The 22,753-nt window shown below is 69.2% G+C and carries 28 protein-coding genes and 1 pseudogene; 8 read left to right on the top strand and 21 right to left on the bottom strand.

Going from position 1 to position 22,753, the window contains the following annotated elements; all coding sequences use genetic code 11:
• Positions 1-165: 165 nt before the first annotated feature.
• From coaD to hisF, 3 genes are read right to left on the bottom strand one after another with little or no spacing between them, the layout of a single operon-like run.
• The gene (coaD, locus tag ACO07H_RS05180; RefSeq protein WP_422011842.1) at positions 166-663 is read right to left on the bottom strand and encodes a pantetheine-phosphate adenylyltransferase; all 498 of its coding nucleotides are present in this window, start codon (positions 661-663) and stop codon (positions 166-168) included.
• Between the two features lie 19 nt (positions 664-682).
• On the bottom strand, positions 683-1,273 hold the full coding sequence (rsmD, locus tag ACO07H_RS05175; protein WP_422011840.1) for a 16S rRNA (guanine(966)-N(2))-methyltransferase RsmD: 591 nt from the start codon (positions 1,271-1,273) through the stop codon (positions 683-685).
• Positions 1,270-2,043, bottom strand: a complete 774-nt coding sequence (hisF, locus tag ACO07H_RS05170) for an imidazole glycerol phosphate synthase subunit HisF (RefSeq protein WP_422011838.1) — start codon at positions 2,041-2,043, stop codon at positions 1,270-1,272. Before hisF ends, rsmD begins: the two co-directional genes overlap by 4 nt.
• A 122-nt stretch (positions 2,044-2,165) precedes the next feature.
• Here hisF and ACO07H_RS05165 point away from each other — a divergent pair, with 122 nt between their 5' ends.
• Complete coding sequence (locus tag ACO07H_RS05165) at positions 2,166-2,759, top strand: CHRD domain-containing protein (protein WP_422011836.1); 594 nt, start codon at positions 2,166-2,168, stop codon at positions 2,757-2,759.
• A gap of 10 nt (positions 2,760-2,769) precedes the next feature.
• On the opposite strand, the gene hisA is transcribed toward ACO07H_RS05165, so the two are convergent.
• The 11 genes from hisA to ACO07H_RS05110 form a co-directional block, all read right to left on the bottom strand.
• Positions 2,770-3,519 carry a 1-(5-phosphoribosyl)-5-[(5-phosphoribosylamino)methylideneamino]imidazole-4-carboxamide isomerase gene (gene hisA, locus ACO07H_RS05160; protein ID WP_422011834.1) on the bottom strand — a complete coding sequence of 250 codons (750 nt, stop codon included), beginning with the start codon at positions 3,517-3,519 and terminating at the stop codon, positions 2,770-2,772.
• Between the two features lie 45 nt (positions 3,520-3,564).
• Positions 3,565-4,212 carry an imidazole glycerol phosphate synthase subunit HisH gene (gene hisH / locus ACO07H_RS05155; RefSeq protein ID WP_422011832.1) on the bottom strand — a complete coding sequence of 216 codons (648 nt, stop codon included), beginning with the start codon at positions 4,210-4,212 and terminating at the stop codon, positions 3,565-3,567.
• A complete protein-coding gene (gene hisB / locus ACO07H_RS05150; protein ID WP_422011830.1) occupies positions 4,209-4,820 on the bottom strand; it encodes an imidazoleglycerol-phosphate dehydratase HisB in 612 nt (203 codons plus the stop codon). Before hisB ends, hisH begins: the two co-directional genes overlap by 4 nt.
• On the bottom strand, positions 4,817-5,899 hold the full coding sequence (hisC, locus tag ACO07H_RS05145) for a histidinol-phosphate transaminase (protein ID WP_422011828.1): 1,083 nt from the start codon (positions 5,897-5,899) through the stop codon (positions 4,817-4,819). The genes hisB and hisC overlap by 4 nt, the downstream gene beginning before the upstream one ends.
• A gap of 7 nt (positions 5,900-5,906) precedes the next feature.
• Positions 5,907-6,341 (bottom strand): PIN domain-containing protein, encoded by a 435-nt coding sequence (locus ACO07H_RS05140; protein ID WP_422011826.1) that lies wholly within the window; start codon positions 6,339-6,341, stop codon positions 5,907-5,909.
• Positions 6,342-6,474: 133 nt separating this feature from the next.
• Entirely contained in the window at positions 6,475-6,687 is a 213-nt protein-coding gene (locus tag ACO07H_RS05135; RefSeq protein WP_422011824.1) for a CopG family transcriptional regulator, read from the bottom strand.
• A 55-nt stretch (positions 6,688-6,742) separates the two neighbouring features.
• Entirely contained in the window at positions 6,743-8,053 is a 1,311-nt protein-coding gene (gene hisD / locus ACO07H_RS05130; protein WP_422011822.1) for a histidinol dehydrogenase, read from the bottom strand.
• A complete protein-coding gene (gene hisG, locus ACO07H_RS05125; RefSeq protein ID WP_422011820.1) occupies positions 8,050-8,706 on the bottom strand; it encodes an ATP phosphoribosyltransferase in 657 nt (218 codons plus the stop codon). Before hisG ends, hisD begins: the two co-directional genes overlap by 4 nt.
• A complete protein-coding gene (locus ACO07H_RS05120) occupies positions 8,703-8,942 on the bottom strand; it encodes a BolA family protein (RefSeq protein ID WP_422011818.1) in 240 nt (79 codons plus the stop codon). The genes hisG and ACO07H_RS05120 overlap by 4 nt, the downstream gene beginning before the upstream one ends.
• Positions 8,943-8,981: 39 nt before the next feature.
• Positions 8,982-9,737 (bottom strand): ABC transporter permease, encoded by a 756-nt coding sequence (locus ACO07H_RS05115; RefSeq protein ID WP_422011816.1) that lies wholly within the window; start codon positions 9,735-9,737, stop codon positions 8,982-8,984.
• Entirely contained in the window at positions 9,734-10,636 is a 903-nt protein-coding gene (locus tag ACO07H_RS05110) for an ABC transporter ATP-binding protein (protein ID WP_422018591.1), read from the bottom strand. Before ACO07H_RS05110 ends, ACO07H_RS05115 begins: the two co-directional genes overlap by 4 nt.
• Positions 10,637-10,727: 91 nt before the next feature.
• Between ACO07H_RS05110 and ACO07H_RS05105 the strand changes: the two genes are divergently transcribed.
• The 3 genes from ACO07H_RS05105 (at position 10,728) to ACO07H_RS05095 (ending at position 12,619) form a co-directional block, all read left to right on the top strand.
• Positions 10,728-11,381 (top strand): TetR/AcrR family transcriptional regulator, encoded by a 654-nt coding sequence (locus ACO07H_RS05105; protein WP_422011814.1) that lies wholly within the window; start codon positions 10,728-10,730, stop codon positions 11,379-11,381.
• Between the two features lie 12 nt (positions 11,382-11,393).
• The gene (locus ACO07H_RS05100) at positions 11,394-12,167 is read left to right on the top strand and encodes a hypothetical protein (RefSeq protein ID WP_422011812.1); all 774 of its coding nucleotides are present in this window, start codon (positions 11,394-11,396) and stop codon (positions 12,165-12,167) included.
• Positions 12,168-12,292: 125 nt separating this feature from the next.
• Positions 12,293-12,619 (top strand): hypothetical protein, encoded by a 327-nt coding sequence (locus ACO07H_RS05095; protein WP_422011810.1) that lies wholly within the window; start codon positions 12,293-12,295, stop codon positions 12,617-12,619.
• A gap of 123 nt (positions 12,620-12,742) precedes the next feature.
• Here ACO07H_RS05095 and ACO07H_RS05090 read toward each other — a convergent pair whose 3' ends face one another.
• Positions 12,743-14,167 (bottom strand): wax ester/triacylglycerol synthase family O-acyltransferase, encoded by a 1,425-nt coding sequence (locus ACO07H_RS05090; protein ID WP_422011808.1) that lies wholly within the window; start codon positions 14,165-14,167, stop codon positions 12,743-12,745.
• A 119-nt stretch (positions 14,168-14,286) separates the two neighbouring features.
• On the opposite strand from ACO07H_RS05090, the gene ACO07H_RS05085 reads away from it, so the two are divergent.
• Positions 14,287-14,538 (top strand): acyl-CoA-binding protein, encoded by a 252-nt coding sequence (locus tag ACO07H_RS05085; RefSeq protein WP_422011806.1) that lies wholly within the window; start codon positions 14,287-14,289, stop codon positions 14,536-14,538.
• A gap of 32 nt (positions 14,539-14,570) precedes the next feature.
• Here ACO07H_RS05085 and ACO07H_RS05080 read toward each other — a convergent pair whose 3' ends face one another.
• Positions 14,571-14,894: a polyhydroxyalkanoic acid system family protein gene (locus ACO07H_RS05080; RefSeq protein WP_422011804.1), complete on the bottom strand. Its 324-nt coding sequence runs from the start codon at positions 14,892-14,894 to the stop codon at positions 14,571-14,573.
• Between the two features lie 95 nt (positions 14,895-14,989).
• Here ACO07H_RS05080 and ACO07H_RS05075 point away from each other — a divergent pair, with 95 nt between their 5' ends.
• On the top strand, positions 14,990-15,952 hold the full coding sequence (locus ACO07H_RS05075) for an aldo/keto reductase (RefSeq protein ID WP_422011802.1): 963 nt from the start codon (positions 14,990-14,992) through the stop codon (positions 15,950-15,952).
• A 79-nt stretch (positions 15,953-16,031) separates the two neighbouring features.
• The gene (locus ACO07H_RS05070; protein ID WP_422011800.1) at positions 16,032-16,589 is read left to right on the top strand and encodes a hypothetical protein; all 558 of its coding nucleotides are present in this window, start codon (positions 16,032-16,034) and stop codon (positions 16,587-16,589) included.
• 88 nt (positions 16,590-16,677) lie between these two features.
• On the opposite strand, the gene ACO07H_RS05065 is transcribed toward ACO07H_RS05070, so the two are convergent.
• From ACO07H_RS05065 to ACO07H_RS05045, 5 genes and pseudogenes are all read right to left on the bottom strand, one after another.
• Positions 16,678-17,205: a GNAT family N-acetyltransferase gene (locus tag ACO07H_RS05065; protein ID WP_422011798.1), complete on the bottom strand. Its 528-nt coding sequence runs from the start codon at positions 17,203-17,205 to the stop codon at positions 16,678-16,680.
• Complete coding sequence (locus ACO07H_RS05060; RefSeq protein WP_422011796.1) at positions 17,171-18,232, bottom strand: aminopeptidase; 1,062 nt, start codon at positions 18,230-18,232, stop codon at positions 17,171-17,173. The genes ACO07H_RS05065 and ACO07H_RS05060 overlap by 35 nt, the downstream gene beginning before the upstream one ends.
• Entirely contained in the window at positions 18,229-20,259 is a 2,031-nt protein-coding gene (locus tag ACO07H_RS05055; protein WP_422011794.1) for a molybdopterin-containing oxidoreductase family protein, read from the bottom strand. Before ACO07H_RS05055 ends, ACO07H_RS05060 begins: the two co-directional genes overlap by 4 nt.
• A 58-nt stretch (positions 20,260-20,317) precedes the next feature.
• Positions 20,318-20,689 (bottom strand): annotated as a pseudogene (locus ACO07H_RS05050) (SDR family oxidoreductase); the annotation flags it as partial.
• 60 nt (positions 20,690-20,749) lie between these two features.
• A complete protein-coding gene (locus tag ACO07H_RS05045) occupies positions 20,750-21,193 on the bottom strand; it encodes a carboxymuconolactone decarboxylase family protein (RefSeq protein ID WP_422011792.1) in 444 nt (147 codons plus the stop codon).
• Positions 21,194-21,285: 92 nt separating this feature from the next.
• On the opposite strand from ACO07H_RS05045, the gene ACO07H_RS05040 reads away from it, so the two are divergent.
• Complete coding sequence (locus ACO07H_RS05040; RefSeq protein WP_422011790.1) at positions 21,286-22,713, top strand: PLP-dependent aminotransferase family protein; 1,428 nt, start codon at positions 21,286-21,288, stop codon at positions 22,711-22,713.
• Positions 22,714-22,753: the final 40 nt, after the last annotated feature.

Genomic DNA, 22,753 nt, shown 5'->3' with positions numbered 1-22,753 from the left:
TGCCGATTCCCGCCCCGCGTGTCCGTGATCATCAGCGCCATGCCACACCGCCACCCGGCTGGCGGACGAACACGGCACGCGCCTGCATGCGCGCGCCGCGCGTGGCGGGGCAAGGCATGCCTCGCCGATTCCCGCCCCGCGTGTCCGTGATCATCAGCGCCATCGTCAGCCCTCCTTGAACTTGTCGTTCAGCCGGGCCAGCACGACCGGCGACACGAACTCGGCCACCTCGCCGCCCAGCGTGGCGATCTCGCGCACGAAGGTGCTGGACGTGTACTGGTGGCGCTCGCCAGGCGTCAGGAAGATGGTCTCGACCTCGGGCATGAGCTTGCGGTTCATGCCGGCCATCTGGAACTCGTACTCGAAGTCGCCACCGGTGCGCAGCCCGCGCACGACGACCCGGCCCGCGTTCTCACGCACGAAATCGCGCAGCAGTCCGTCGAAGGCGATGACCTCGACATTGCCCAGCGGCGCGGCCGCCTCCTGGGCCATGGTCAGCCGTTCATCCAGGCTGAACAGCGTCTTCTTGTGATGGCCCACCGCCACCGCCAGGACGAGGCGCTCGAACAGGCCGGCCGCGCGGCGCATCAAATCCTCGTGGCCCAAGGTGATGGGGTCGAAGGTGCCGGGATAGACGGCGGTGATGGTGGTGCGCGAGGTCATGGTGGGGTCCGGCGATGCGTCAATCATGCCCGCGCTGGAGCAACTGGTAGTGGACCGCGCCGGCCCGCCCCTGCCGCCAGGCGCTGAACCCGGCCGGCGGCACGACCTCGCCGGGGGATTCGATGTAGATCAGCCCGCCTTCGGCCAGCAGCGCGACGGCCGCGGCCAGCGCGCGGTCGAACAGGTCGTCCGCGAACGGCGGGTCGAGAAAGATGAGGTCGAAGCGGTCCGCGCAGGCCGTCATCCAGTTCAGTGCATTGGCGCGGTGGATGGTGATGGCCATGGCCTGCAGGCGCCGCTGGCTGGCGCGCAGCCCGTCCACCAGCTCCGCCTCGCGCTCGACCATCACCACCGCATCCGCCCCGCGCGACGCGGCCTCGAAACCGAGCGCGCCGCTGCCCGCAAAGGCGTCCAGCACGCGCCAGCCGGTCAGCGTCTGGCCCAGCCAGTTGAACAGCGTCTCGCGCACGCGGTCGGACGTGGGGCGCAGGCCCGGCACGTCTGGCACGGGCAGCTTGGAGCGCTTCCATTGCCCGCCGATGATGCGCACTTCGCCCGGCCCGCGCGACGCGGCCGCAGGCCATGGGCGGCCGGGCGGCTTGCCGCTCACTGTCGCACCGCGATGCCGCGCGCCGCCATCAGCGCCTTGGCTTCGCCGACCGTGTGCTGGCCGAAGTGGAAGATGCTGGCGGCCAGCACCGCGTCGGCGCCGCCGAGCGTGACGCCATCGGCCAGATCCTCCAGCGAGCCGACCCCGCCGGAGGCGATGACGGGCACCGGCACCGCGTCGGACACGGCGCGCGTCAGCGCCAGGTCGAAGCCGCTCTTGGTGCCGTCGCGGTCCATGCTGGTCAGCAGGATCTCGCCGGCGCCGAACTCGGCCATCTGCCTGGCCCAGGTCACGGCGTCCAGCCCGGTGTTCTTGCGGCCGCCGTGCGTGTAGACATCCCAGCCCTCGCCTCTCGCGTCGCCATCCGGCCGGCGCTTGGCGTCGATGGCGACGACGATGCACTGCGCGCCGTATCGGTCGCTGGCGGCGCGGATGAGTTCGGGGTCGGCCACCGCGGCGGAGTTGAAGCTGACCTTGTCGGCGCCGGCGTTCAGCAGCCGCCGCACGTCGGCCACCGCGCGCACACCACCGCCCACCGTCAGCGGGATGAACACCTGGCTGGCCACCGCCTCGATGATGGGCAGGATGAGGTCGCGGCCGTCGCTCGTGGCGGTGATGTCGAGGAAGGTCAGCTCGTCGGCGCCCTGCTCGTTGTAGCGCGCCGCGATGTCGACCGGGTCGCCTGCGTCACGCAATCCGACGAAGTTGACACCCTTGACCACGCGGCCGGCAGTGACGTCGAGGCAGGGAATGATGCGTTTGGCGAGCATGAGAGGGGAGCGACAGCAGAGCCCGGATTATTCCCTTGATGGTTAGGGGCTTCCCGGCGTAGGGGCAGCGGCGCCCAATGCGAGCGGCTTCGCCCCGTCACCCCACCCTCCAGGAGACCTCCATGCAACGCTTTGCCCTTGCCTCGCTGACCGCTGCCGCGCTGACGGCTGCCCTGCCCGCCCACGCGCATGAGACCGTTTATCAGGCCCTGCTGCTGGGGACCAGCGAGATTCCCACCGCCGTGACGCCGGGCACCGGCCTGGCCACGGTCACGATGGATTTCGACCTGCTGACCCTGCGCGTGCAGGTGACGTTCGCCGGCCTCATCGGCACGACGACGGCGTCCCACATCCATTGCTGCACCGTGACACCGGGTGCCGCCAATGTGGGCGTGGCCACGCAGACGCCCAGCTTCACGGGCTTCCCGACCGGCGTGACCTCGGGCATTTACGACCACACCTTCGACATGTCGCTGGCCAGCAGCTACAACGCGGCCTTCATCACCGCCAACGGCGGCACGGTGGGCTCGGCCTTCAATGCGCTGGCGGCGGGGCTGGACAGCGGCAATGCCTACCTGAATGTGCACACCACCGCCTTCCCGGGCGGCGAGATCCGCGCGCTGCTGACGCCGGTGCCGGAACCCGAGACCTATGCGCTGATGCTGAGCGGCCTGGGCGTGCTGGCCTTCGCGGCGCGCCGCCGCCGCGGCCACTGAGCGCGGCGACTCAACCGGCCGCGGCGATCAGCTCGTCGGCCCGCACCTGGGCGGCGCTGAAGTCCAGCGCGCCGGTGTAGATGGAGCGGCCGCAGATGACGCCCTCGACGCCGTCCGCCATGACGGCGCACAGGCGCTCGATGTCGGCGATGTCGGACAGGCCGCCCGAGGCGATGACGGGAATCGTCAGCGCCTGGGCGAGCTTGACGGTGGCCTCGATGTTGATGCCGGTCAACATGCCGTCCCGGCCGATGTCGGTGTAGATGACCCCCTCGACACCGTAGTCCTGGAACTTCTGCGCCAGGTCGATGACCTCGTGGCCCGTCAGCTTGCTCCAGCCGTCGGTGGCGACCTTGCCGTCCTTGGCGTCCAGGCCCACGATGATGTGACCGCCGAAGGCGCTGCAGGCATCCTTCAGGAAGCCGGGGTTCTTGACGGCGGCCGTGCCGATGATGATGTAGCTCAGGCCGTCGTCCAGGTAGCGCTCGATGGTGTCGAGGTCGCGGATGCCGCCGCCGAGCTGGATGGGGATCTCGTCGCCCACCTCGCGGATGATGGCCTTGATGGCCGGCTCGTTGACCGGCTTGCCCGCGAAGGCGCCGTTCAGGTCCACCAGGTGCAGCCGGCGCGCGCCGGCATCGACCCAGCGGCGCGCCATCGCGGCAGGGTCCTCGCCGAAGGTGGTGGAGTCGTTCATGTCGCCTTGCTTGAGGCGGACACAGCGACCGTCTTTGAGGTCGATGGCAGGGATCAGCAGCATGGCCGAGGGCAGCGTGGGAAAGTGGGCGAGAAGGCGAAGACCGGCTCAGGGCTTCCAGTGGAGGAAATTTCGGTACAGCGCGAGGCCGAGGGCGGCACTTTTCTCGGGGTGGAATTGGGTCGCAAAAATGTTATCCCGCGCCACAGCGCAGGTAAAGCGCGCGCCGTAGTCGGCCTCGCCGGCACTGTGTTCGGGCGACGACGTCGTTGCGTAGAAACTGTGCACGAAGTAGAACCAGCTGTCGTCCGGGATGCCATCCCACACTGCGTGCGCCCTGGCCTGGTGCACGCGGTTCCAGCCCATCTGCGGCACCTTGAAGCGGCTGCCGTCTTCCTGCAGCCGGCCTTCGAGTTGGAAGCGCTGCACGCGCCCGGGGATGAGGCCCAGGCCCGGCGTGTCCTGCTCCTCGCTGTGGTCCAGCAGCATCTGCATGCCCACGCACACGCCCAGCAGCGGCTTGGTGGCGGCGGCTTCGAGCACGGCCTCCTTGACGCCCGAGTCGGCCAGCTCGCGCATGCAGTCGCGCATCGCGCCCTGACCCGGCAGCACGATGCGCTCGGCGGCGCGCACGACATCGGGGTCGCAGGTGATGGCGACCTCGAAACCCTGGCCCTCTGCGGCATGGATGACCGCCTGCGACACGGAGCGCAGGTTGCCCATGCCGTAGTCCACCACAGCGACGGTTCGCGTCACAACGAGCCCTTCGTCGACGGGATCACGCCCGCCGAGCGTGGGTCCGGCGTCGTCGCCATGCGCAGCGCGCGGCCGAAGGCCTTGAACATGGTCTCGGCCTGGTGGTGGGCGTTGTGGCCCTTCAGGTTGTCGATGTGCACGGTGGCCAGCGCCAGGTTGGCGAAGCCCTGGAAGAACTCGAAGGTCAGCTGCGTGTCGAACGCGCCGATGCTGCCGGCCGTGAACTTGCAATCCATGTGCAGGCCCGGGCGGCCGGACAGGTCGATGACCACGCGCGACAAGGCCTCGTCCAGCGGCACGTAGCTGTGGCCGTAGCGCGTGAGGCCGGCCTTGTCGCCCACGGCCTGCGCGACGGCCATGCCCAGCGTGATGCCCACGTCCTCCACCGTGTGGTGGCCGTCGATGTGCAGGTCGCCTTCGCAGTGGACGTCCAGGTCCATCAGCCCGTGGCGGGCAATCTGGTCCAGCATGTGGTCGAAGAAGCCGATGCCGGTGTGCAGCTTGGACTGGCCCGTGCCGTCGAGGTTCACGCGCACGGTGATGCGTGTCTCGCGGGTGTTGCGGGTGACTTCGGCCGTACGTGAAGGAGCGGGTGGGGTGGCGGTCATGACAGGCACTGGGGGAGTTCGGCCAGCAGGCGGGTGTTTTCGTCCGGCGTGCCGATGGTGATGCGCAGGCAGTTCGCAAGCAAGGGGTGGGCTGCGGAAACGTTCTTGATGAGCACGCCCCGGGCCTTCAGTGCGGCAAAGGTGGCGGCCGCGTCGCGGACTCTCGCCAAAATCATATTGCCCTGACTGGGCCACGGCGCGATGCCGGGCAGCGCCTGCAGCGCGGCGAACACGCGTTCGCGCTCGGCGCGCAGCGTGGCGGCCTGCGCGGCGTAGACCTCGGCATGCGCCAGCGCGAACAGCGCGGCCTCGGCGTTCAGCACGCTGATGTTGAACGGCGGGCGCAGTTTCTCGATCTCGTCGGTCAGCGCCTTCGCGCCCAGCAGATAGCCGATGCGCACGCCGGCCAGGCCGAACTTGCTCATGGTGCGCATGACCAGCACGTGCGGATGGCGGGCCATCAGCGCCAGGCTGTCGCCGGACGCGAACGGCTGGTAGGCCTCGTCCATGACCACCAGGCCCGGCGCCGCGGCGACGATGCGCTCGATGCTGGCGGCGCTCCACAGGTTGCCGGTGGGGTTGTTCGGGTAGGACAGGTAGACCAGCGCAGGCTGGTGCTGCTCGATGGCGGCCAGCATCGCCGCCTCGTCCAGCTCGAAATCATCGGCACGCAGCGGCACGCCGACGAAATCCAGCCGCTGGTGCCGGGCGCACATCTCGTAGATGACGAAGCTGGGCACCGGCGAGACGATGGCGGCGCCGGGCTGGGCGACGGCCAGCGTCAGCAGGCTGATCAGCTCGTCCGACCCATTGCCCAGCGTGATGCCCACCTCCGGCGGCACGCCGGCATGCTCGCGCAGCGCGCTGGCCAGCTCGGCGGTGCGTTCGGCCGGGTAGCGGTTGATGGCCACGGCGCCCAGCCGTTCGCCCAGCGCCCGCTGCAGCTCGGGCGGCAGGCGGAAGGGGTTCTCCATGATGTCCAGCTTGACGACGCCGGCGCTGGGCTGCACCGCGTAGGCATGGGCGGCGCGCACGTCCGGGCGGATGCGGTCCAGGGCTTCTTGCAGGCGGTCGGTCATGGCGCGGTCAGGGAGCGGTGACGAGGGGGTTGAGCACCTGCACGCTGTCGTACTGGGCCTCGTGCGGCAGCGCCAGGCTGAGCAGGCGCGTGCAGCCCTGGGCCTTGGCGCTGGCAACCACGAGGGCGTCGGCGAACGGCAGGCCGAAGCGGCTTTCCAGCGACCACGCGGACTCGACGGTGGCCTGGTCGGCCTGCCAGGGCTGCCAGTGCTGGTAGCGGCGCACCTCGGCGCGCACATCGCCCTGCGGCATGGGCGGGTTCACGCGCTGGGTGGCCAGCAGGTAGAAGTCGCTGAGCACCTGCACCGACACGCGGCCCAGGCGCGTGGCCCACAGCTCGCGCAGCCAGGCCAGCACCCGCTCGCGCTCGGCCGGGCGCGCACCGTCCTCGCTGAACAGCAGCACGGAGGTGTCGACGAAAACGGGATCGCTGGTGTTCATGTCCGCGTTCTCGCGGGCCGAGCGCCGGGCCGCTCCCAAGCCGGCCCGCTCAGGCGATGTGTTTGCCGGTCGATCCGGCAAGCATCGCCGTCCCCTCGGGGGACCGGCCAACGTACCCGTTGGACGAGGGGCCTCATGTCCGCCCCGGGTAGGGCTGGCCGTCGGAGGCCCAGGACCGCTCGCGGTGCATCCAGTCCTGGAAGGCGCGCTCGTAGGCGTCGTCGTGGCGCATCTTCTCGCCCAGCAGCTCACCCAGCAGGCGCGACACGCTGGTGTTGCGGCGCGCCGCCTCCAGCCGGGCCCATTCGGCGACCGCATCGTCCATGGAGACGGTGACGTTCTTCATGGCCGCAAGAGTAACACGAAGTTCGTGTTGCACGAACTTCGTGTCTTTTCGAGCTCTAGCCCTTGAGCCGCAGCTCCGCAGCGCGCGCGTGGGCCTGCAAGCCTTCGCCATGCGCCAGTTCGGACGCGATGCGGCCCAGGCTCTGCGCCCCGGCCTCGCTGACCTCGATGAGGCTGCTGCGCTTCTGGAAGTCGTAGACGCCCAGCGGCGACGAGAAGCGGGCCGTGCCGGCCGTGGGCAGCACGTGGTTGGGACCGGCGCAGTAGTCGCCCAGGCTTTCGCTGGTGTAGGCACCCATGAAGATGGCGCCGGCGTGGCGCAGCAGCGGCTCCCAGCGCTGCGGCTCCGCGGCGCTGATCTCCAGGTGCTCGGGGGCGATGGCGTTGCTGATCTCGCAGGCTTCTTCCATCGAGCGCGTCAGGATCAGCGCGCCGCGCCCCTGCAGCGACGCGCGGATGGTGGTCTCGCGCGGCAGCGTGGTCAGCAGCCGGGCCATGCTGGCGCGCACGGCGTCCAGGTAGTCGGCACTGGGGCTGAGCAGAATGCTCTGTGCCAGCTCGTCATGCTCGGCCTGGCTGAACAAGTCCATCGCCACCCAGTCCGCCGGCGTGCTGCCGTCGGCGATGACGAGAATCTCGCTGGGCCCGGCAATCATGTCGATGCCGACCTGGCCGAACACATGCTTCTTGGCCGAGGCCACGTAGGCGTTGCCCGGGCCGGTGATCTTGTCCACGCGCGGGATGGTGGCCGTGCCGTAGGCCAGCGCGGCGATCGCCTGTGCACCGCCCACGGTGAACACGCGATGCACGCCGGCCACCGCGGCAGCCGCCAGCACCAGCGGGTTGCGCACGCCGTCCGGCGTGGGCACGACCATGATGATTTCCTGCACGCCGGCCACATGGGCCGGGATCGCGTTCATCAGCACGCTGCTCGGATAGGCCGCCTTGCCGCCAGGCACGTACAGGCCCACGCGGTCCAGCGGCGTGACCTTCTGGCCCAGCAGGTTGCCGTCTTCGTCACGGTAGCTCCAGCTGAGGCCGCAGGCCTGGAGCTGGCGCTCGTGATAGGCCCGCACGCGCCCGGCGGCGGCCTGCAATGCATCGCGCTGGGCCGGCGTGATGGCCGCCAGCGCGGCCTGCAGCTCGGCCTGGGTGATCTCCAGCGCCGCGACGCTGCCGGCCTGCAGGCGGTCGAAGCGGGCCGTGTAGTCCAGCACGGCGGCGTCGCCGCGGGTGCGCACGTCGGCCAGGATCTCGGCGACGCGGCCTTCGATGGCGGCATCCGTTTCCGCGGACCAGTGGCGCAGGCGCTCGAACTCGGTGGCGAAGTCGGCGGCGGCGGTGGAGAGTTGGCGGATGAGCGTCATGCGATGGCCTTCGCGAAGGCGTCGATCAGCGGGCGCAGCGCGTCGCGCTTGAGCTTGAGCGCGGCCTGGTTGACGACCAGGCGCGAGGAGATGTCCATGATCTGTTCCACCTCGACCAGCTTGTTCGCGCGCAGCGTGTTGCCGGTGGAGACCAGGTCGACGATGGCGTCGGCCAGGCCGGTCAGCGGTGCCAGCTCCATCGACCCGTAGAGCTTGATCAGGTCCACGTGCACGCCCTTGTCGGCGAAGTGCTGGCGCGCGATCTCGGTGTACTTGGTGGCCACGCGGATGCGTGAGCCTTGCTGGATGGCGGCGGCGTAGTCGAAGTCGGCGCGCACGGCCACGCTCATGCGGCAGCGGGCGATCTTCAGGTCCAGCGGCTGGTACAGCCCGTGCGAGCCACCCTGCGCGAGCGCCTGCTCGTGCAGCACGTCGCGGCCGGCCACGCCGAGGTCGGCGCCGCCGTATTGCACATAGGTCGGCACGTCGCTGGCGCGCACGAGCACGACGCGAACCTGCGGCTGGTTGGTCGAGAGAATCAGCTTGCGCGAGGTCTCGGGGTCCTCCAGCACCTCGACGCCGGCGGCGCGCAGCAGTGGCAGCGTCTCCTCGAAGATGCGGCCCTTGGAGAGCGCGAGCGTCAGGCCGCTCATTGCGCCCACTCCTCGGGCGTCAGCGTCTTCATCGACAGCGCGTGGATCTGCTCGCGCATGCGGTCGCCCAGCGCCGTGTAGACGCGCTGGTGGCGCTTGATGCGCGTCAGGCCCGTGAACTCCGCGGACACGATGGTGGCAAAGAAATGGCGCCCGTCGCCCTCGACTTCCAGATGCGCGCACGGCAGGCCGGCGGCAATGAAATCGCGAACGTCTTGCGGGGTCGGGTCGGCCATCACGGGTCCTCGGTGGAAACCCGGGATTCTAGGGAAGCCCTAAGACCTGAGCTTGTAGCCGCTCTTGAGCAGCGACAAAGCCAGCCCCGCCGCGACCGCGAAGCTGACGCCGACCACCCCGAGGCTCAGCCACGGCGACACGTCGCTGACGCCGAAGAACCCGCGGCGAAAGCCGTCGATCATGTAGAAGAACGGGTTCAGGTGGCTGATGCCCTGCCAGAAGCCGGGCAGCGAATGCACCGAATAGAACACGCCCGACAAAAAGGTCATGGGCATGATGATGAAGTTCTGGAAGGCCGCAAGCTGGTCGAACTTCTCGGCCCACAGCCCGGCGATCAGGCCCAGCGTGCCCATCAGGCCGGCGCCCAGCACGGTGAAGGTCAGCACCCACAGCAGGTTGTCCAACCCCGGCAGCGCGAACCACAGCGTGACCAGCAGCACGCCCGCGCCCACGGCCATGCCGCGCACCACCGCCGCGCCCACGTAGGCGACGTACCAGGCCGCGGGCGACAACGGCGTCAGCAGCAGGAACACGAGGTTGCCGGTGATCTTGCTCTGGATCAGGCTGGACGAGCTGTTGGCGAACGCGTTCTGCAGCACGCTCATCATGACCAGGCCCGGGATCAGGAACTGCGTGTAGCCCACCGTGTCGTAGACCTTCACGTGGTCTTCCAGCGTGTGGCCGAAGACGAGCAGGTACATCACCGCCGTCAGCACCGGCGCGCAGACGGTCTGGAAGGCGACCTTCCAGAAGCGCAGCACTTCCTTCTTGAAGAGGGTGGAAGCGCCGTTCATGCCTGTTCTCCCTGCATGATTTCGAGGAACACGTCTTCAAGGTCGGCACGGCCGATCTCCAGGTCTTCGACGGGCACGCCCGCGGCGCGCAATGCAGCCAACGTGGTCTCCACTTCAGCGGCGTCATGCGCCGTCACCTGCACGATGCGGCCCGTCACACGGGCGCGCGCCGCGATCTCGGGCGGCAGCACCGCGTCGGTCTTGAAGCGCAGCATGGTCGACGCCGTGCCGGCCAGCAGCTGCGACGTGCGGTCCAGCGCCACGATGCGGCCGGCCTTCAGCATGCCGATGCGCTGGCACAGCGCCTCGGCCTCTTCGAGGTAGTGCGTGGTCAGCAGCACCGTGTGGCCTTCCTTGTTGAGGCGGGCGATGAACTGCCACAGCGTCTGGCGCAGCTCCACGTCCACGCCGGCCGTGGGCTCGTCCAGCACGATGACGGGCGGGCGATGCACCAGCGCCTGCGCGACCAGCACGCGGCGCTTCATGCCGCCGGAGAGCTGGCGCATGTTGGCATTGGCCTTGTCGGCCAGGCCCAGGTTGTGCAGCAGCTCGTCGATCCAGGCGTCGTTGTTCTTCACGCCGAAATAGCCGCTCTGGATGCGCAGCGACTCGCGCACGCTGAAGAAGGGGTCGAACACCAGCTCCTGCGGCACCACGCCCAGCGACTGGCGCGCGCTCGCGTAGTCGTCCACCACGTCGTGGCCCATCACGCGCACGCGGCCCTCGCTGGCCTTGACGAGGCCCGCGAGCACGCTGATCAGCGTCGTCTTGCCGGCGCCGTTGGGGCCCAGCAGCCCGAAGAATTCGCCGGGTTGGATGTCAAAGCTCACCCCATCCAGCGCCTTCAGCTGCCCTCCCCGGTATGTTTTCTTGACGTTCTGGAACGAAATGGCGGGCACGGCGGCTGGACTTGGCATGGCGCGCGATTCTAGGAGTGGCCCTTTGGCAGCGCTGATCGCTGCCAGAATGCCCTCGCCCCCTCCACGCCCCATGCCCACGCCCAAACGCCCACGCCGCACCGCCGAGCGCATCCTGGAGGTCACGCTGGACCTCTTCAACCGCTTCGGCGAGCCCAACGTGTCGACGACGCTGATCTCGGCCGAACTGAAGATCAGCCCCGGCAACCTCTACTACCACTACCCGGCCAAGGACGAGCTCATCAACGCGCTGTTCGGCCGCTACGAGGCGGAGCTGGGCGAGCTGCTGGCCGCAGCCGACAACGTGCGCCACGTGGAGGACGCGTGGCTGTTCTTCCACATGCTGTTCGAGCTGATCTGGCAGCACCGTTTCCTGTACCGCGACCTGAACGACCTGCTGTTCAAGAACCGCCGCCTGGAGACGCACTTCCAGGCGCTGCTGGCGGCCAAGGAGCAGGCGATGCGCCATGTGCTGTCGGGCCTGCACCTGGGCGGCGCGCTGAAGATGGCGCTGCGCGAGGCGGCACCCACGGCCAATGCGATGGTGGTGGTGGTGAGCTACTGGCTGAGCTACGAATACGTGCGCGATCCGCGCCACGCGCTGGAGCCCGACCGCGCCGGCGCAGCGCTGATGCGCGGCGCCTTCCATGCGCTGAGCCTGCTGCTACCCTACCTTGAACCCGCGTCCAAGGACCATCTCTTCAAGCTCGCGGGCAACTACCAATAAGGAGACAACGCGATGGCCAAGTGGACCGCCTTTCCCTATGACAACAGCGCCTTCGTCTACACGCCGGCCACGCTGAAGAAGCACTGGGCGCGGCTGCATGCCGGCGACGCCGAGCCCTTCCCCAAGGACGCCGACGTCCAGCAGGCCTGGATCCACTTCCATGCGGGCGACTTCCAGGCCGCCTACGACGCGGGCCTGGCCGCAGGCGGCGCGGGCATCACGGTCGCGAACAAGGCCCAGGGCATCTACGCCAACTACCTCGAAAAGAAGGAGAAGGTGAAGCTGGACATGTTCCTGGAGATCGCCGAGCGCGCCGAGGCGCAGCAGGCCGAGGACGCCAAGAACGCCAACGCCCACTACTGGCAGGCCTACGCGCTGGGCCGTTACGGCCAGGGCATCAGCGTGGCCAAGGCGCTGGCGCAAGGCCTGGGCAGCAAGGTCAAGGGCGCACTGGAGACGACCATCAAGCTCGCGCCCAAGCATGCCGACGCGCACATCGCGCTGGGCGCCTTCCACGCCGAGGTCATAGACAAGGTCGGCAAGCTGCTGGGCCGCACGCAGGGCGCCGACACGGCCACCGGGCTGAAGATGTTCGAGCAGGCCTTGAAGCTCAACCCAGCCAGCGCGATCGCGATGATCGAGCGCGCCAACGGCCTCGTCATGCTGGAGGGCGACAAGCGCCTGAAGGAGGCCGAGCAGCTCTACGCCGACGCGGCCGCCTGCGACGCGGCGGACGCGATGGAGCTGCTGGACATCGAGCTGGCCAAGGAAGAACTCGAGGAGTAGTTCACGAAGCCGGCGGCGAGTCGTGAACTCCGTCACGACTCGCCCACCCGTGGTTCCGGGGGTGCAAGCCGGCGCGTCGCCCCGTAAGCTTCGCATCCATCAGCCACCCCCAACGAGACCGCGCCATGAAGTTCCTGATCCCCGCCGTTGCCGCCTTCGCTGCTCTGACCGCCCAGGCCGCCAACAACACCACGCCCGAGCAGGCCGAACTGCGTGCCGAGTGCGCCAAGAGCTACAGCGACACCAGCAGCATCTCGACGCCGGTTGCGGCCAACGAGTACCAGTTCGTCTATGCCAACGGCAAGTACAAGGGTGAAGCCCGCCCCGGCAAGCTGCTGGCCTGCACGGCCGACCAGTACGCCGCCTACCTGGACAACAAGGCTGACCCGTCCAAGGTGATGGCGGCCTACCCGACCGCTGCGGGCCGCCCGACGGCCAAGAAAAAGCTCTGATCGTTTCGAACCGTCAGAAAAACAGGCGCTCTCCGGAGCGCCTTTGTTTTTGGGGCCGTGCTTTCAACCGCTGCCACCTGAAGCCGCCCACTCGCGCGTCGGCGCCGACCCAGGTGTGTGTCGTCAGGCGGCATCCTGCGGCCACGGCAGCATCAGCGACAGCATCAGCAGCTTCTCGAACTCGGGCGCAAAGTTGGCCACGATGGCCTCGGGGTCCGGGCACAGGCCGGTGTCCGTGATGAGGCCGAACTGCACGCGGCCGGCGTAGGTCAGGATGCTCAGCCCCATGCCGATGTCGCCCGACTGCGGCACCCAGAACATCACCTGCTCGACCGTGGAGCCGCAGAACTTCAGCGGCTCGGCCGGGCCGGGCACGTTGGTCATCACCGCGGTGGCCTTCTTCGCGAAGAGGTTCAGCATCGCGTGCTGCACCGGCTTGATCAGCAGGCCCGCCACCGACAGCAGGCCAAAGGCCATCACGGGCTGGAAGCTGCCCTTGAGCTCGCTCATGCGCGCACGCACCGCGAACAAGCGCTCGATGGGGTTGGCGATGCCGATGGGCAGCACCAGCGGCACCAGGCCGAAGCGGTTGCCCAGCTGCCAGGCCTGCTCCAGCGGGCGCAGGTTGACCGGCACCATGGCGCGGATCTCCTTGGCCGTCGGGTCCTCGCCCTTCTCGGCCAGGTAGCGGCCGATGGCGCCGGCCGCGCAGGCCAGCAGCACGTCGTTGATGGAGGCGCCCAGCGCGCGGCCGACGGCCTTGACCTCGTCCAGCGCCAGGCTGTCGTCCCAGGCCACGGTCTTGCGGGGGCCGGGCTTGCCCTTGAGCCGCGTGGGGGAGTCGTCGGGCATCAGCGCGAAGGCGGCCACGTCGGACACGGCCTGGTAGCCCATGCGCGCCATCTCCAGCGAGGAGTCCATCGGCGCTGTCATCGGCGTTCTGGCGCCCATCACCGCGTCCATCCCCTTGGCTACGCCCTTGCCCGTCATGCCGATGGCCTTGACGGTCATGTTGCTCAGCGGGCGCAGGAAGGCGTCGAGCAGCCAGTCCGCCTCGTCGGGCTCGGGCCGGGGTGCACGCCTGGGCGGCGCCTGGCCGCCGTCGGTGATGGACAGCATCACCGCGATCAGCGCGATGCCGTCGGCGATGCAATGGTGGATGCGGCAGATCAGCGCGCTGCTGCCGTCGCCCATGTCCTCGATCAGCTGCATCTGCCACAGCGGATGGGCCGGGTCCAGCGGCTGCGAACACAGCTCGCCCACGCGCTCGCGCAGCACCTGCTCGCGCGACTGGCCACGCAGCGGCAGCGGCAGCTCCTGGATGACGTGGCGGGCGATGTCGAAGTCCTTGTCGACCACCCACTGCGCACCGAGCAGCGCGTCATCCACCACCTTCTGACGAAAGCGCGGGTACTGCAGCAGCCGCTCGGCCACGCGCGTGCGCAGCGCGGCCAGCGTGATGCCGGGCCGGATGGACCAGACCCCGACGATCATCATCAGGTTGGCCTCGGTGTCCATGCGCAGCCAGGCGGTATCCACCTTGGACATGCGTTCGCTGCTGGCGCCCAAATCCGTCTCCTCGATGCGTTGTTCTGCAGGCCTAAACTTCGCGACCCATCGTTCGATTGTCACCAGTCGACCCCCTCGAATCAGCCCTGGAGAACCCCGTGAGCCTGAAAGACCAATTCGAAGCCGCCGTCGCCGGATCCAAGGACCTGCCGGAGCGGCCGGACAACATGACGCTGCTCAAGCTCTATGCGCTGTACAAGCAGGGCAGCACGGGCGACGCGGATGGCAAGCGCCCCGGCTTCACCGACATGGTCGGCCGCGCGAAGTGGGACGCCTGGAACGAACTCAAGGGCACGTCAGCCGACGACGCGATGCAGCAGTACATCGACCTGATCGAGTCTTTGAAGTAAGCCGCTGCTGCGGCCTTGCAAAGAACCGGCCCTCAGGCCGGTTTTTTCTTGGCCGGCGCCTTCTTCTTCACGGCCAGCAGGGAATCCAGTTCCTTCTGGATTTCCGTCTCGATGGTGCTCTTGAACGCCCCCAGCAGGAAGCCCAGCTGCGCGACCAGATCGAACCGCGTGGCCGACACCGTCAGCTCGCCCTTCACGCCCGAACGCGTGAACTCGACGGTGTCCTCGTCGTCGCCCTCGTGCACGGTGCATGCCATGTCGAACTTCTGCTCGACCTGCTCGGCCCACTGCCAGGCAATCTCGCGCGCGCGCTCAAGGCCCAGGCTGTGTTCTCGGTGGATGCGGATTTCGGCCATGGACGGCGCTCCTTGTCTCGTGGCGGCGACTCTAACGCCGCGCCGGCTTTGCCCGCATACTGCGGCGCCGAAAAGGCCGCTACCGCACACGCCACATGACCTTCCCGCTCCCGCTGACCGCCCACCTGATCGACGCCAGCCCGCTGGTCTACGGCTGCATGGCCCTCGGCGGCGACTGGGGCGGTGGCCCCGTCTCCGAAGCCGACATCGCCCACGCCCACGCCGCCGTCGAGGCCGCGCTGGAGATCGGCGTCACGCTGTTCGACCACGCCGACATCTACCGCCGCGGCAAGGCCGAGGCCGTGTTCGGCGAATTGCTCAAGCGCGACGCCGGCCTGCGCGGGCGCGTGCGGCTGCAGAGCAAGTGCGGCATCCGCTTCGCCGACGAGGCCCACGTGGGCCGCTACGACCTCAGCGCGGAGCACATCGAGCACAGCGTCGACGCCACGCTGAAGCGCCTGGCCGTCGAGCGCATCGACATCCTGCTGCTGCACCGCCCCGACCCGCTGATGCAGCCCGCCGAGGTGGCCCGCGCCTTCGGGCGGCTCAAGGCAGCCGGCAAGGTCTCGCATCTGGGCGTGTCCAACATGCATGCCGGCCAGATGCGCTGGCTGCAGTCGGCGCTGAGCGAGCCGCTGGTGGTCAACCAGCTGGAGCTGAGCCTGGCCAAGCTGGACGCCATCGACGTGGGCACCACGTTCAACGACCCGCAGGCGGCCACGCGGCCGGGCGGCGTCGCCTGGGCCGGCACGCTGGAATACGCGCAGCAGCACGGCGTGCAGCTGCAGGCCTGGGGGTCGCTCGCGCAGGGGCGGTTCAACGACCCGTCGTCCTCAGCCGGCGCCGCGGCCGTGCACCAGATCGCCGAGGCCCACCGCACGGCGCCCAACGCCGTGCTGCTCGCCTGGCTGCTGCGCCACCCGGCCGGCATCCAGCCGGTCATCGGCAGCGGCAATGCGGAGCGCATCCGCGCCTGTGGTGACGCGACGAAGATTCAGTTGAGCCGGGATGAGTGGTACAGGCTGTACGTGACGGCTCGCGGGCAGGCGTTACCGTGAGCGGGATAAACCGCCCGGCAATTGCGCAATGCGTGGTGATCATGCGCAGCAACCGAGTGCAACAGTGACCTCTAGATACTTGCCCGACAGAACCTTCTGGCTCAACTACTGGCGCGGGATTTACGAAGTGCCGCGAGCATGGGCAATGAAGGGCGAAAACCTCTTCCATGCGTTCGAAGCAGTAGCAGCAGGGTCAGACAGCGGCTTGATGCAATTCAACATGCGAGATCAAGCGCTGATGTTGGCGGGCATGTCGGTCGAAGTGATGATGAAAGCCCTGATCGTCAATGACACGCATTCGCGTGAGTTGGTTTCCGGCGTGAAGAAGCCAGCTACAGCTCTAGAGAACGACTTGGTGAAAGCTTTCTACAGCCACAACTTAGTTGCACTCGCTGCGCCTGCCAGCGTTCCACTTTCCAAGCTTCAGGCCGACATCGCTGGAGCCCTTTCTACGTATATCTATTGGCGTGGTCGTTATGTGATGCCAACCGAACGGGGGATCGATGACATCATTCCAATCGAAAACGATGCAGGGCTGGTTGGACCACCAGATCGCCATGTTTCATACAGCGAGGCGAGAGAAGTCATCCATTACGTGATCGCCACGGTTCAAGCAAGACTGGGCAACAAGGCATAGCCAGTCTGCAGAGGTTTGACGCAGATTGTGTTCTGACGCTCAGGGCCATCCGGCTCGCGGCGCTCTCGCGCAAGACCTCGACTTACGCTCAGTTCGGGCACACCAACGGCTGCCTCGGATGCAGCCTCGCCATCGCCAACACATCCACGTATTCGCCGCCGCGCAGCGCATAGGCCTTGTGCCGGCCCTCCAGCTCAAAGCCATGCCGCTCGTACAGGCGGATCGCACCCGCGTTGTCGTGGAAGACAGTCAGCTCGATGCGCAGCACCTGCGCCCAGTTGTCGGCATAGTCCAGCAGCGCCGTCATCAGCGCGCCGCCGACGCCCTGTCCCTGCGCGGCGGCGGACACCGAGATGCCCAGCATCATCGCGTGGCGGCGGCGCAGCTGGGCGCCGACCGGGTGCAGTCCGGCGCTGCCAACGATGCGGCCGTCGCGCTCGGCAACCAGCATCAGGTCAGGCGAGCCGGCGACAGGCGGCGTGGCCAGGCGCTGCTGCCACAGTTCCACGTTCGCATGCGGCAGCTGCAGCAGGCCGGGAAAGATGTCGGGCTCGGCGAGCTGTTCCGCCAGCGCCGTGGCGTCAGCGGGTCGGGCGCGTCTCAGGGTCAACGTCATGGGGCCTTTCCTCCAGGCCCCGCAATGTAGCCCGGCGCTCGGCCGGCGACAGCGGCTTCAGCCGCTCCACCGCCGCGTGGAACTTCGCCCAGTCGCGGCCCTCGTGCTCGAACAGCCGCACGAAGCCCGGCACCAGGTCGTCGTAGGCGGCCAGGATCGCGAAGCTGGCGTTGTTGGCGCGCTGGAACCACGCCTCGTAGCCCGGCGCCTCGGCCGGCGCGCGGGCGCGCAGCTCGGCCATCACGGCGGCCTTGGCCTCGCGGCGGCCGGCCTCGGGGCCGTCGTAGATGGCCTTCAGCCGGTCGCGGCCCTCGCGCGCCAGCGCACGGAAGCGCGCGCGGCGCTCGCGGGCGGCGTCGAAGGCGGCCAGCGCCTCGGGCCTGGCAGCCAGCCACTGGCGCGCGCCCAGCAGCTCGACGGCACTGGCATAGGCCTCGTTGAAGCCGGTGTCGTCGCTGGCATAGACGCGCTGGTGCGCCAGCTCGTGGAAGACCATGGCCGCCAGCTCGCCCTCGGGGTAGCGGATGAAGGTGTTCAGCAGCGGGTCGCCGCCCAGCCAGCGGCTCCAGCCCAGCGACGAGTAGGCAGGAATGGGTTGCACCTGCACCTCCCAGCCCTCGGCCGCGAGCGCATCGGCGCGCTGCTGGGCGGCGTCGCGGTCGAACCAGCCCTGGTAGCCGGCGCAGCCCATGACGGGGTAGCACCAGGTCTTGAGCGTGAGGCCGAACTCGGGTGCGGCGACGACGTTCCACACCGCAGCCGCGCGGTGCAGGTCGGCGTAGCGGGTGTAGCTGTTGTTGTCGGGCAGCGCGAGCGCGTCGCTGGCGAAGCGGCGCATCTGCTGCGTGAGCTTCAGCCGTTCGGCGAGGTCGGGCGGGGTGGCCGGGTCGGCCAGCCAGTCGCCCACCGGCTGGGCCGCGCGCATGAGGGCCAGGTGGCCGCCGAGCGCCTGGCTCCAGTGGCCCGTGGCGCTGCAGCCGCTGAGCATCAGCGCGGCCAGCAGCGCGAGAAGCCGGCGCAGTGTCAAGCCGCCTCGACCTGCACGAGGCAGTCGTAGAACGCCGGCGCGTTGCCCATGTCGGTCAGGCGCTGGTGCGTGACCTCGTTGACGTTGGTGCCCTGCGCGCCCAGCTTGCGCCACCACACGCCCAGGCCGTTGACGACGCCGGGCCGCGCGCGCGTGCTGACCTTGAGCTTGGCGACATAGCGGCCGCGATCGTTGAAGGCGGCCACCAGCGTGCCGTCGGCCAGGCCGCGCGCGGCGGCGTCGTCGGCATGCATCTCGATGAGCGGTTCGCCCTCAATGTCGCGAAGGCTCTTCACATTGACGAAGCTGCTGTTCAGGAAGTTGCGCGCCGGCGGCGAGATCATCGCCAGCGGGTAGCGCGCCGCCAGCTCGGGCGAGGCCTGCGCGCTCTCGTAGTTGGGCAAGTAGTCGGCGCCCGCGGCCTGGGCGCGGCCGTTGGGCGTGCGGAATCCGCCCTCGGCGAACGGTGCCTCGGCGATGGGCAGCGTCTGCCAGCCCTGGGTGCGCAGCAGGGCCATGTCGATGTCGGACGTGAACGCCTGCGCCGCCAGCGCCTCGTCGCTGTCGCTGAACGCGGCATCGGTCAGGCCCATCGCCGCGGCCAGCTCGCGGAAGATCTGCGTGTTGGTCTTGGCCTCGCCCAGTGGCGCCACGGCCGGCTGGTTCATCAGCACGTCGGTGTGGCCGTAGGACGTGTGCACGTCCAGGTGCTCCAGCTGCGTCGTGGCCGGCAGCACGTAGTCGGCCAGGTCGGCCGTGTCGGTCATGAAGTGCTCCAGCACGACGGTGAACAGGTCCTCGCGCTGGAAGCCCTTGACCACCTTGGGCGACTCCGGCGCCACGGCCACGGGGTTGCTGTTGTAGACCACCAGCGCCTCGATGCGCGGGCCGAACTCAGCCGAGGCCTCGGCCAGCAGCGCGTCGCCGATGGTGCTCATGTTGACCATGCGCGGCGTGCGGCCTGCCAGCAGGTCGGGCCGCTCCAGCGCGGGGTTCTTGTAGGGCGCGAACCAGCCGGACGACGACAGCAGCACGCCGCCGCTCTCGTGCCGCCAGGCACCCGTCAGGCAGGGCAGCAGCGCGATCAGGCGCACCGCGTTGCCACCGCCGCGCACGCGCTGCAGGCCGTAGTTCATGCGGATGGCGGCGGGCGCGGTCAAGGCGTCGCGCTCGCCGTAGTCGCGCGCCAGGCCGCGCACCTCGTCGGCGCTGATACCGCAGGTCGCGGCGACGCGTTCGGGCGGCCAGGCCAGCGCCTTCTCGCGCAGCTCGTCCCAGCCATCGACATGGCGCTCGATGTAGTCCTGGTCCAGCCAGCCGTGGACGATCAACTCGTGCATCAGGCCCAGCGCCAGCGCGCCGTCGGTGCCGGGCAGCACGGCGATGTGCTGGTGGCACTTGTCGGCGGTCTCGGTCTTGCGCGGGTCGATGCAGATGAGCTTGGCGCCGTCGCGCTTGGCCTGGTTGGCGTAGGTCCAGAAATGCAGATTGGACGCGATGGAGTTGCTGCCCCAGATGATGATGAGCTTCGCGCCCGCGAAGTGCCGCGTGTGCATGCCCAGCTTGTGGCCGTAGGTGGCGGCCAGGCCTGCGCCGCCGGCGGAGGCGCAGATGGTGCGGTCCAGCCGCGCGGCGCCCAGGGCATTGAAGAAGCGCCCGGCCATGGCCTCGCCCTGGATCAGGCCCATGGTGCCGGCGTAGCTGTAGGGCTGGATGGCCTGCGGGTCGCGCGCGGCGATGGCCGTCAGCCTGGCGGCGATGTCCGCGATCGCTTCGGCCCAGGTCACCTGCACGAAGGCCGGCGCCTCGGTCTTGCGGCTGACGCGCTTCAGGGGGTGCAGCAGGCGCTCCGCGTGATACGTGCGCTCGGGGTAGCGCGAGACCTTGGTGCACAGCGCGCCATGCGTGCTGGGATGCTCGGCGCGGCCCTGGACCTTGATGACGCGCTCGTGCTCGACGGTGATCTGCAGCGCGCAGGTGTCGGGGCAGTCGTGGGGGCAGGCGCCGAGGACGGTGCGGGTGGACATGGCAATCGCGGGAGGCTGAAGCAACCGCGCGATTGTCGCCACCCGCGCCGGGCCGTGCTCAAAGCTGGCTCATGCCCCCGTCCACGACGATCTCGCTGCCGACGATGAAGGCCAACTCGGGTGCGGCCAGGTGCAGCACCGTGGACGCGATCTCCTGCGGCGTGCCGAAGCGGTCCAGCGGCACCTGGCCCTGGATCTGCGCGGCCACCTGCTGGAGCGTGTCGGCGTCGGAACCCAGCTTGCCGTACAGCGGCGTGGCCACCGGGCCAGGGCTGGCGACGTTGACGCGCGCACCCTGCGGCAGCAGCTCGGCCGACAGCGTCCTGGCCATCGCGGCCTTGCTGGCGGCGTAGATGGCCGAGTTGGGCATGCCGATGCGGGTGTTGATGAAGCCGTTCAGCACGATGGACGCGCCACGGGCCAGCACCGGGCGCGGACGCGTCCAGCGCGATCAGCTCGAAGCCCTCGGCGCCGTGCGGCTGGCCCGGGCTTACGCCGGCAGCGCCTTGCGGAAACCGATGGCGAAGCGGTTCCAGGCGTTGATGGTCGTGATCGCCAGCGTCAGGTTCACCAGTTCGGCGTCGCTGAACTGCTCCTTGGCGAACGCGTAGTCGGCGTCGGGCGCATGGCCTTCGGTGATCAGCGTCAGCGCCTCGGTCCAGGCCAGCGCCGCCTGCTCGCGCGGCGTGAAGAGGGTCGTCTCGCGCCAGGCCGGCAGCACGTACAGGCGGCGCTCGCTCTCACCGGCCTCGCGGGCGTCGCGGCTGTGCATGTCCAGACAGAAGGCGCAGCCGTTGATCTGCGAAGTGCGCATCTTCACGAGTTCGATGAGGCTGGCCTCCAGGCCCAGCTTGGCGATGCTGCCTTCCAGCGTCAGCATGGCCTTGAGGGCGGCGGGCGAGGCGGTGTAGAAGTCGATGCGCGGGGTGGTCATGAGAAGCTCCGTGTGCGGTTGAGTGGGTGACTGAAGGGTGATCGCCAGCCGCCGCCACGAGCAGTCCAATCCCGAGCAAATCCGGCAGTCCAGTGGACCTACACATCGTCATCGACCGAAGCCAGCCGCTGGGCGAACAGCTGCTCCGCCAGCTGCGCGGCCTGATCCGCAGCGGGCGGCTGGCCACCGGCGCGCAGCTGCCGCCCACGCGGCTGCTGGCCGAGCAGCTCGGTCTGGCGCGCCAGACCGTGGCCGAGGCCTACGAGCGGCTGACGCTGGAGCAGTTGATCGAGGCGCGGCGCGGGCGTGGCAGCTTCGTGCGCGCGCTGCCGGCGGCGGAGCCTGAGCGGCCCGCGCCGACACCCGTGCGGCTGGCCAGCGCCGCGCGCATCGCCGCCTTCCAGGCACTGCCCGTGCCGCTGCTGCGCTTCGCCGACAGCCCGCTGGCGCGCTGGGACTTCATCGGCGGCTCGCCCGAACCGGCCTTGTTCCCGCATGAAGACTGGCGCCGCCACCTGCATGCGGCCCAGCGGCAGATGAGCCAGGGCGGCGCGCACGCGCCGCCGGCCGGCTTGCTGGCGCTGCGCGAGGCCATTGCCGAACACCTGACCTTTGCCCGCGGTGTGCGCTGCTCGGCGGCGGACGTCATCGTCACGCAGGGCGCGCAGCAGGCCTTCGACCTGCTGGTGCGCGTGCTCGTCGGCCCCGGCGACGTGGCGGCGATCGAATCGCCGGGCTATCCGCCAATCACCGGGCTGCTGCAGGCCCAGGGTGCACGTATCGCCCACGTGCCGGTGGACGAGCAAGGCCTGGTGACGGATGCATTGCCGCCCGACGCCCGGCTGGTCTACACGACGCCGGCGCACCAATTCCCGCTGGGCGTGGCCATGAGTGCCGTGAGGCGCCGTGCGCTGCTGGACTGGGCGGCGCGCACAGGCGCGGTCGTCATCGAGGACGACTACGACAGCGAATTCCGCTTCGAAGGCCAGCCCCGCGACAGCCTGCAGGGGCTGGACACGGACGGCCGCGTCGCCTTCGTCGGCAGCTTCTCCAAGACGCTGGCGCCGTCGCTGCGGCTGGGCTATGTCATCGCACCGCTTGCGCTGCGCGATGCACTGCTGCACGCCAAGCACCTCGCGGACGTGCACGGGCCCAGGCTGCTGCAACACGCGCTGGCGCGCTTCATGGCCGAGGGCGCGTACCGCAAGCACCTGCGCCGCTGCGTGGCCGAGTACGGGCTGCGCCGCGAGCGGCTGATGGCCGGTTTTGCCGGCGCGCTCGCGCCGTGGCTGACGCTGTTGCCGGCGGAGGCGGGCTTCCACCAGGCGGCGCTGTTCAAGGCAGGCTCGGACATCGATGCCACCCGACTCGCGGCGCTGGCCCGGCGGGTGGACGTGGGGCTGTACCCGCTGCAGGGCTTCGGCGCGGACCGCGACGGGCTGCTGATGGGGTTCGGCCGCATCACGCCGGACGGCATAGCTGCGGCGCTCACGCGCATCGCCGAGCTGCTGGCTCCTTAGGGCCTGTTCACGCCACGGCAACGGGTCGCGTTGCCGTGGC

The organism is Roseateles sp., assembly GCF_965229315.1.
GTDB lineage: Bacteria > Pseudomonadota > Gammaproteobacteria > Burkholderiales > Burkholderiaceae_C > Pelomonas.
The sequence above is the reverse complement of the archived record's forward strand: the minus strand, read 5'-3'. Positions and strand labels throughout refer to the sequence as shown.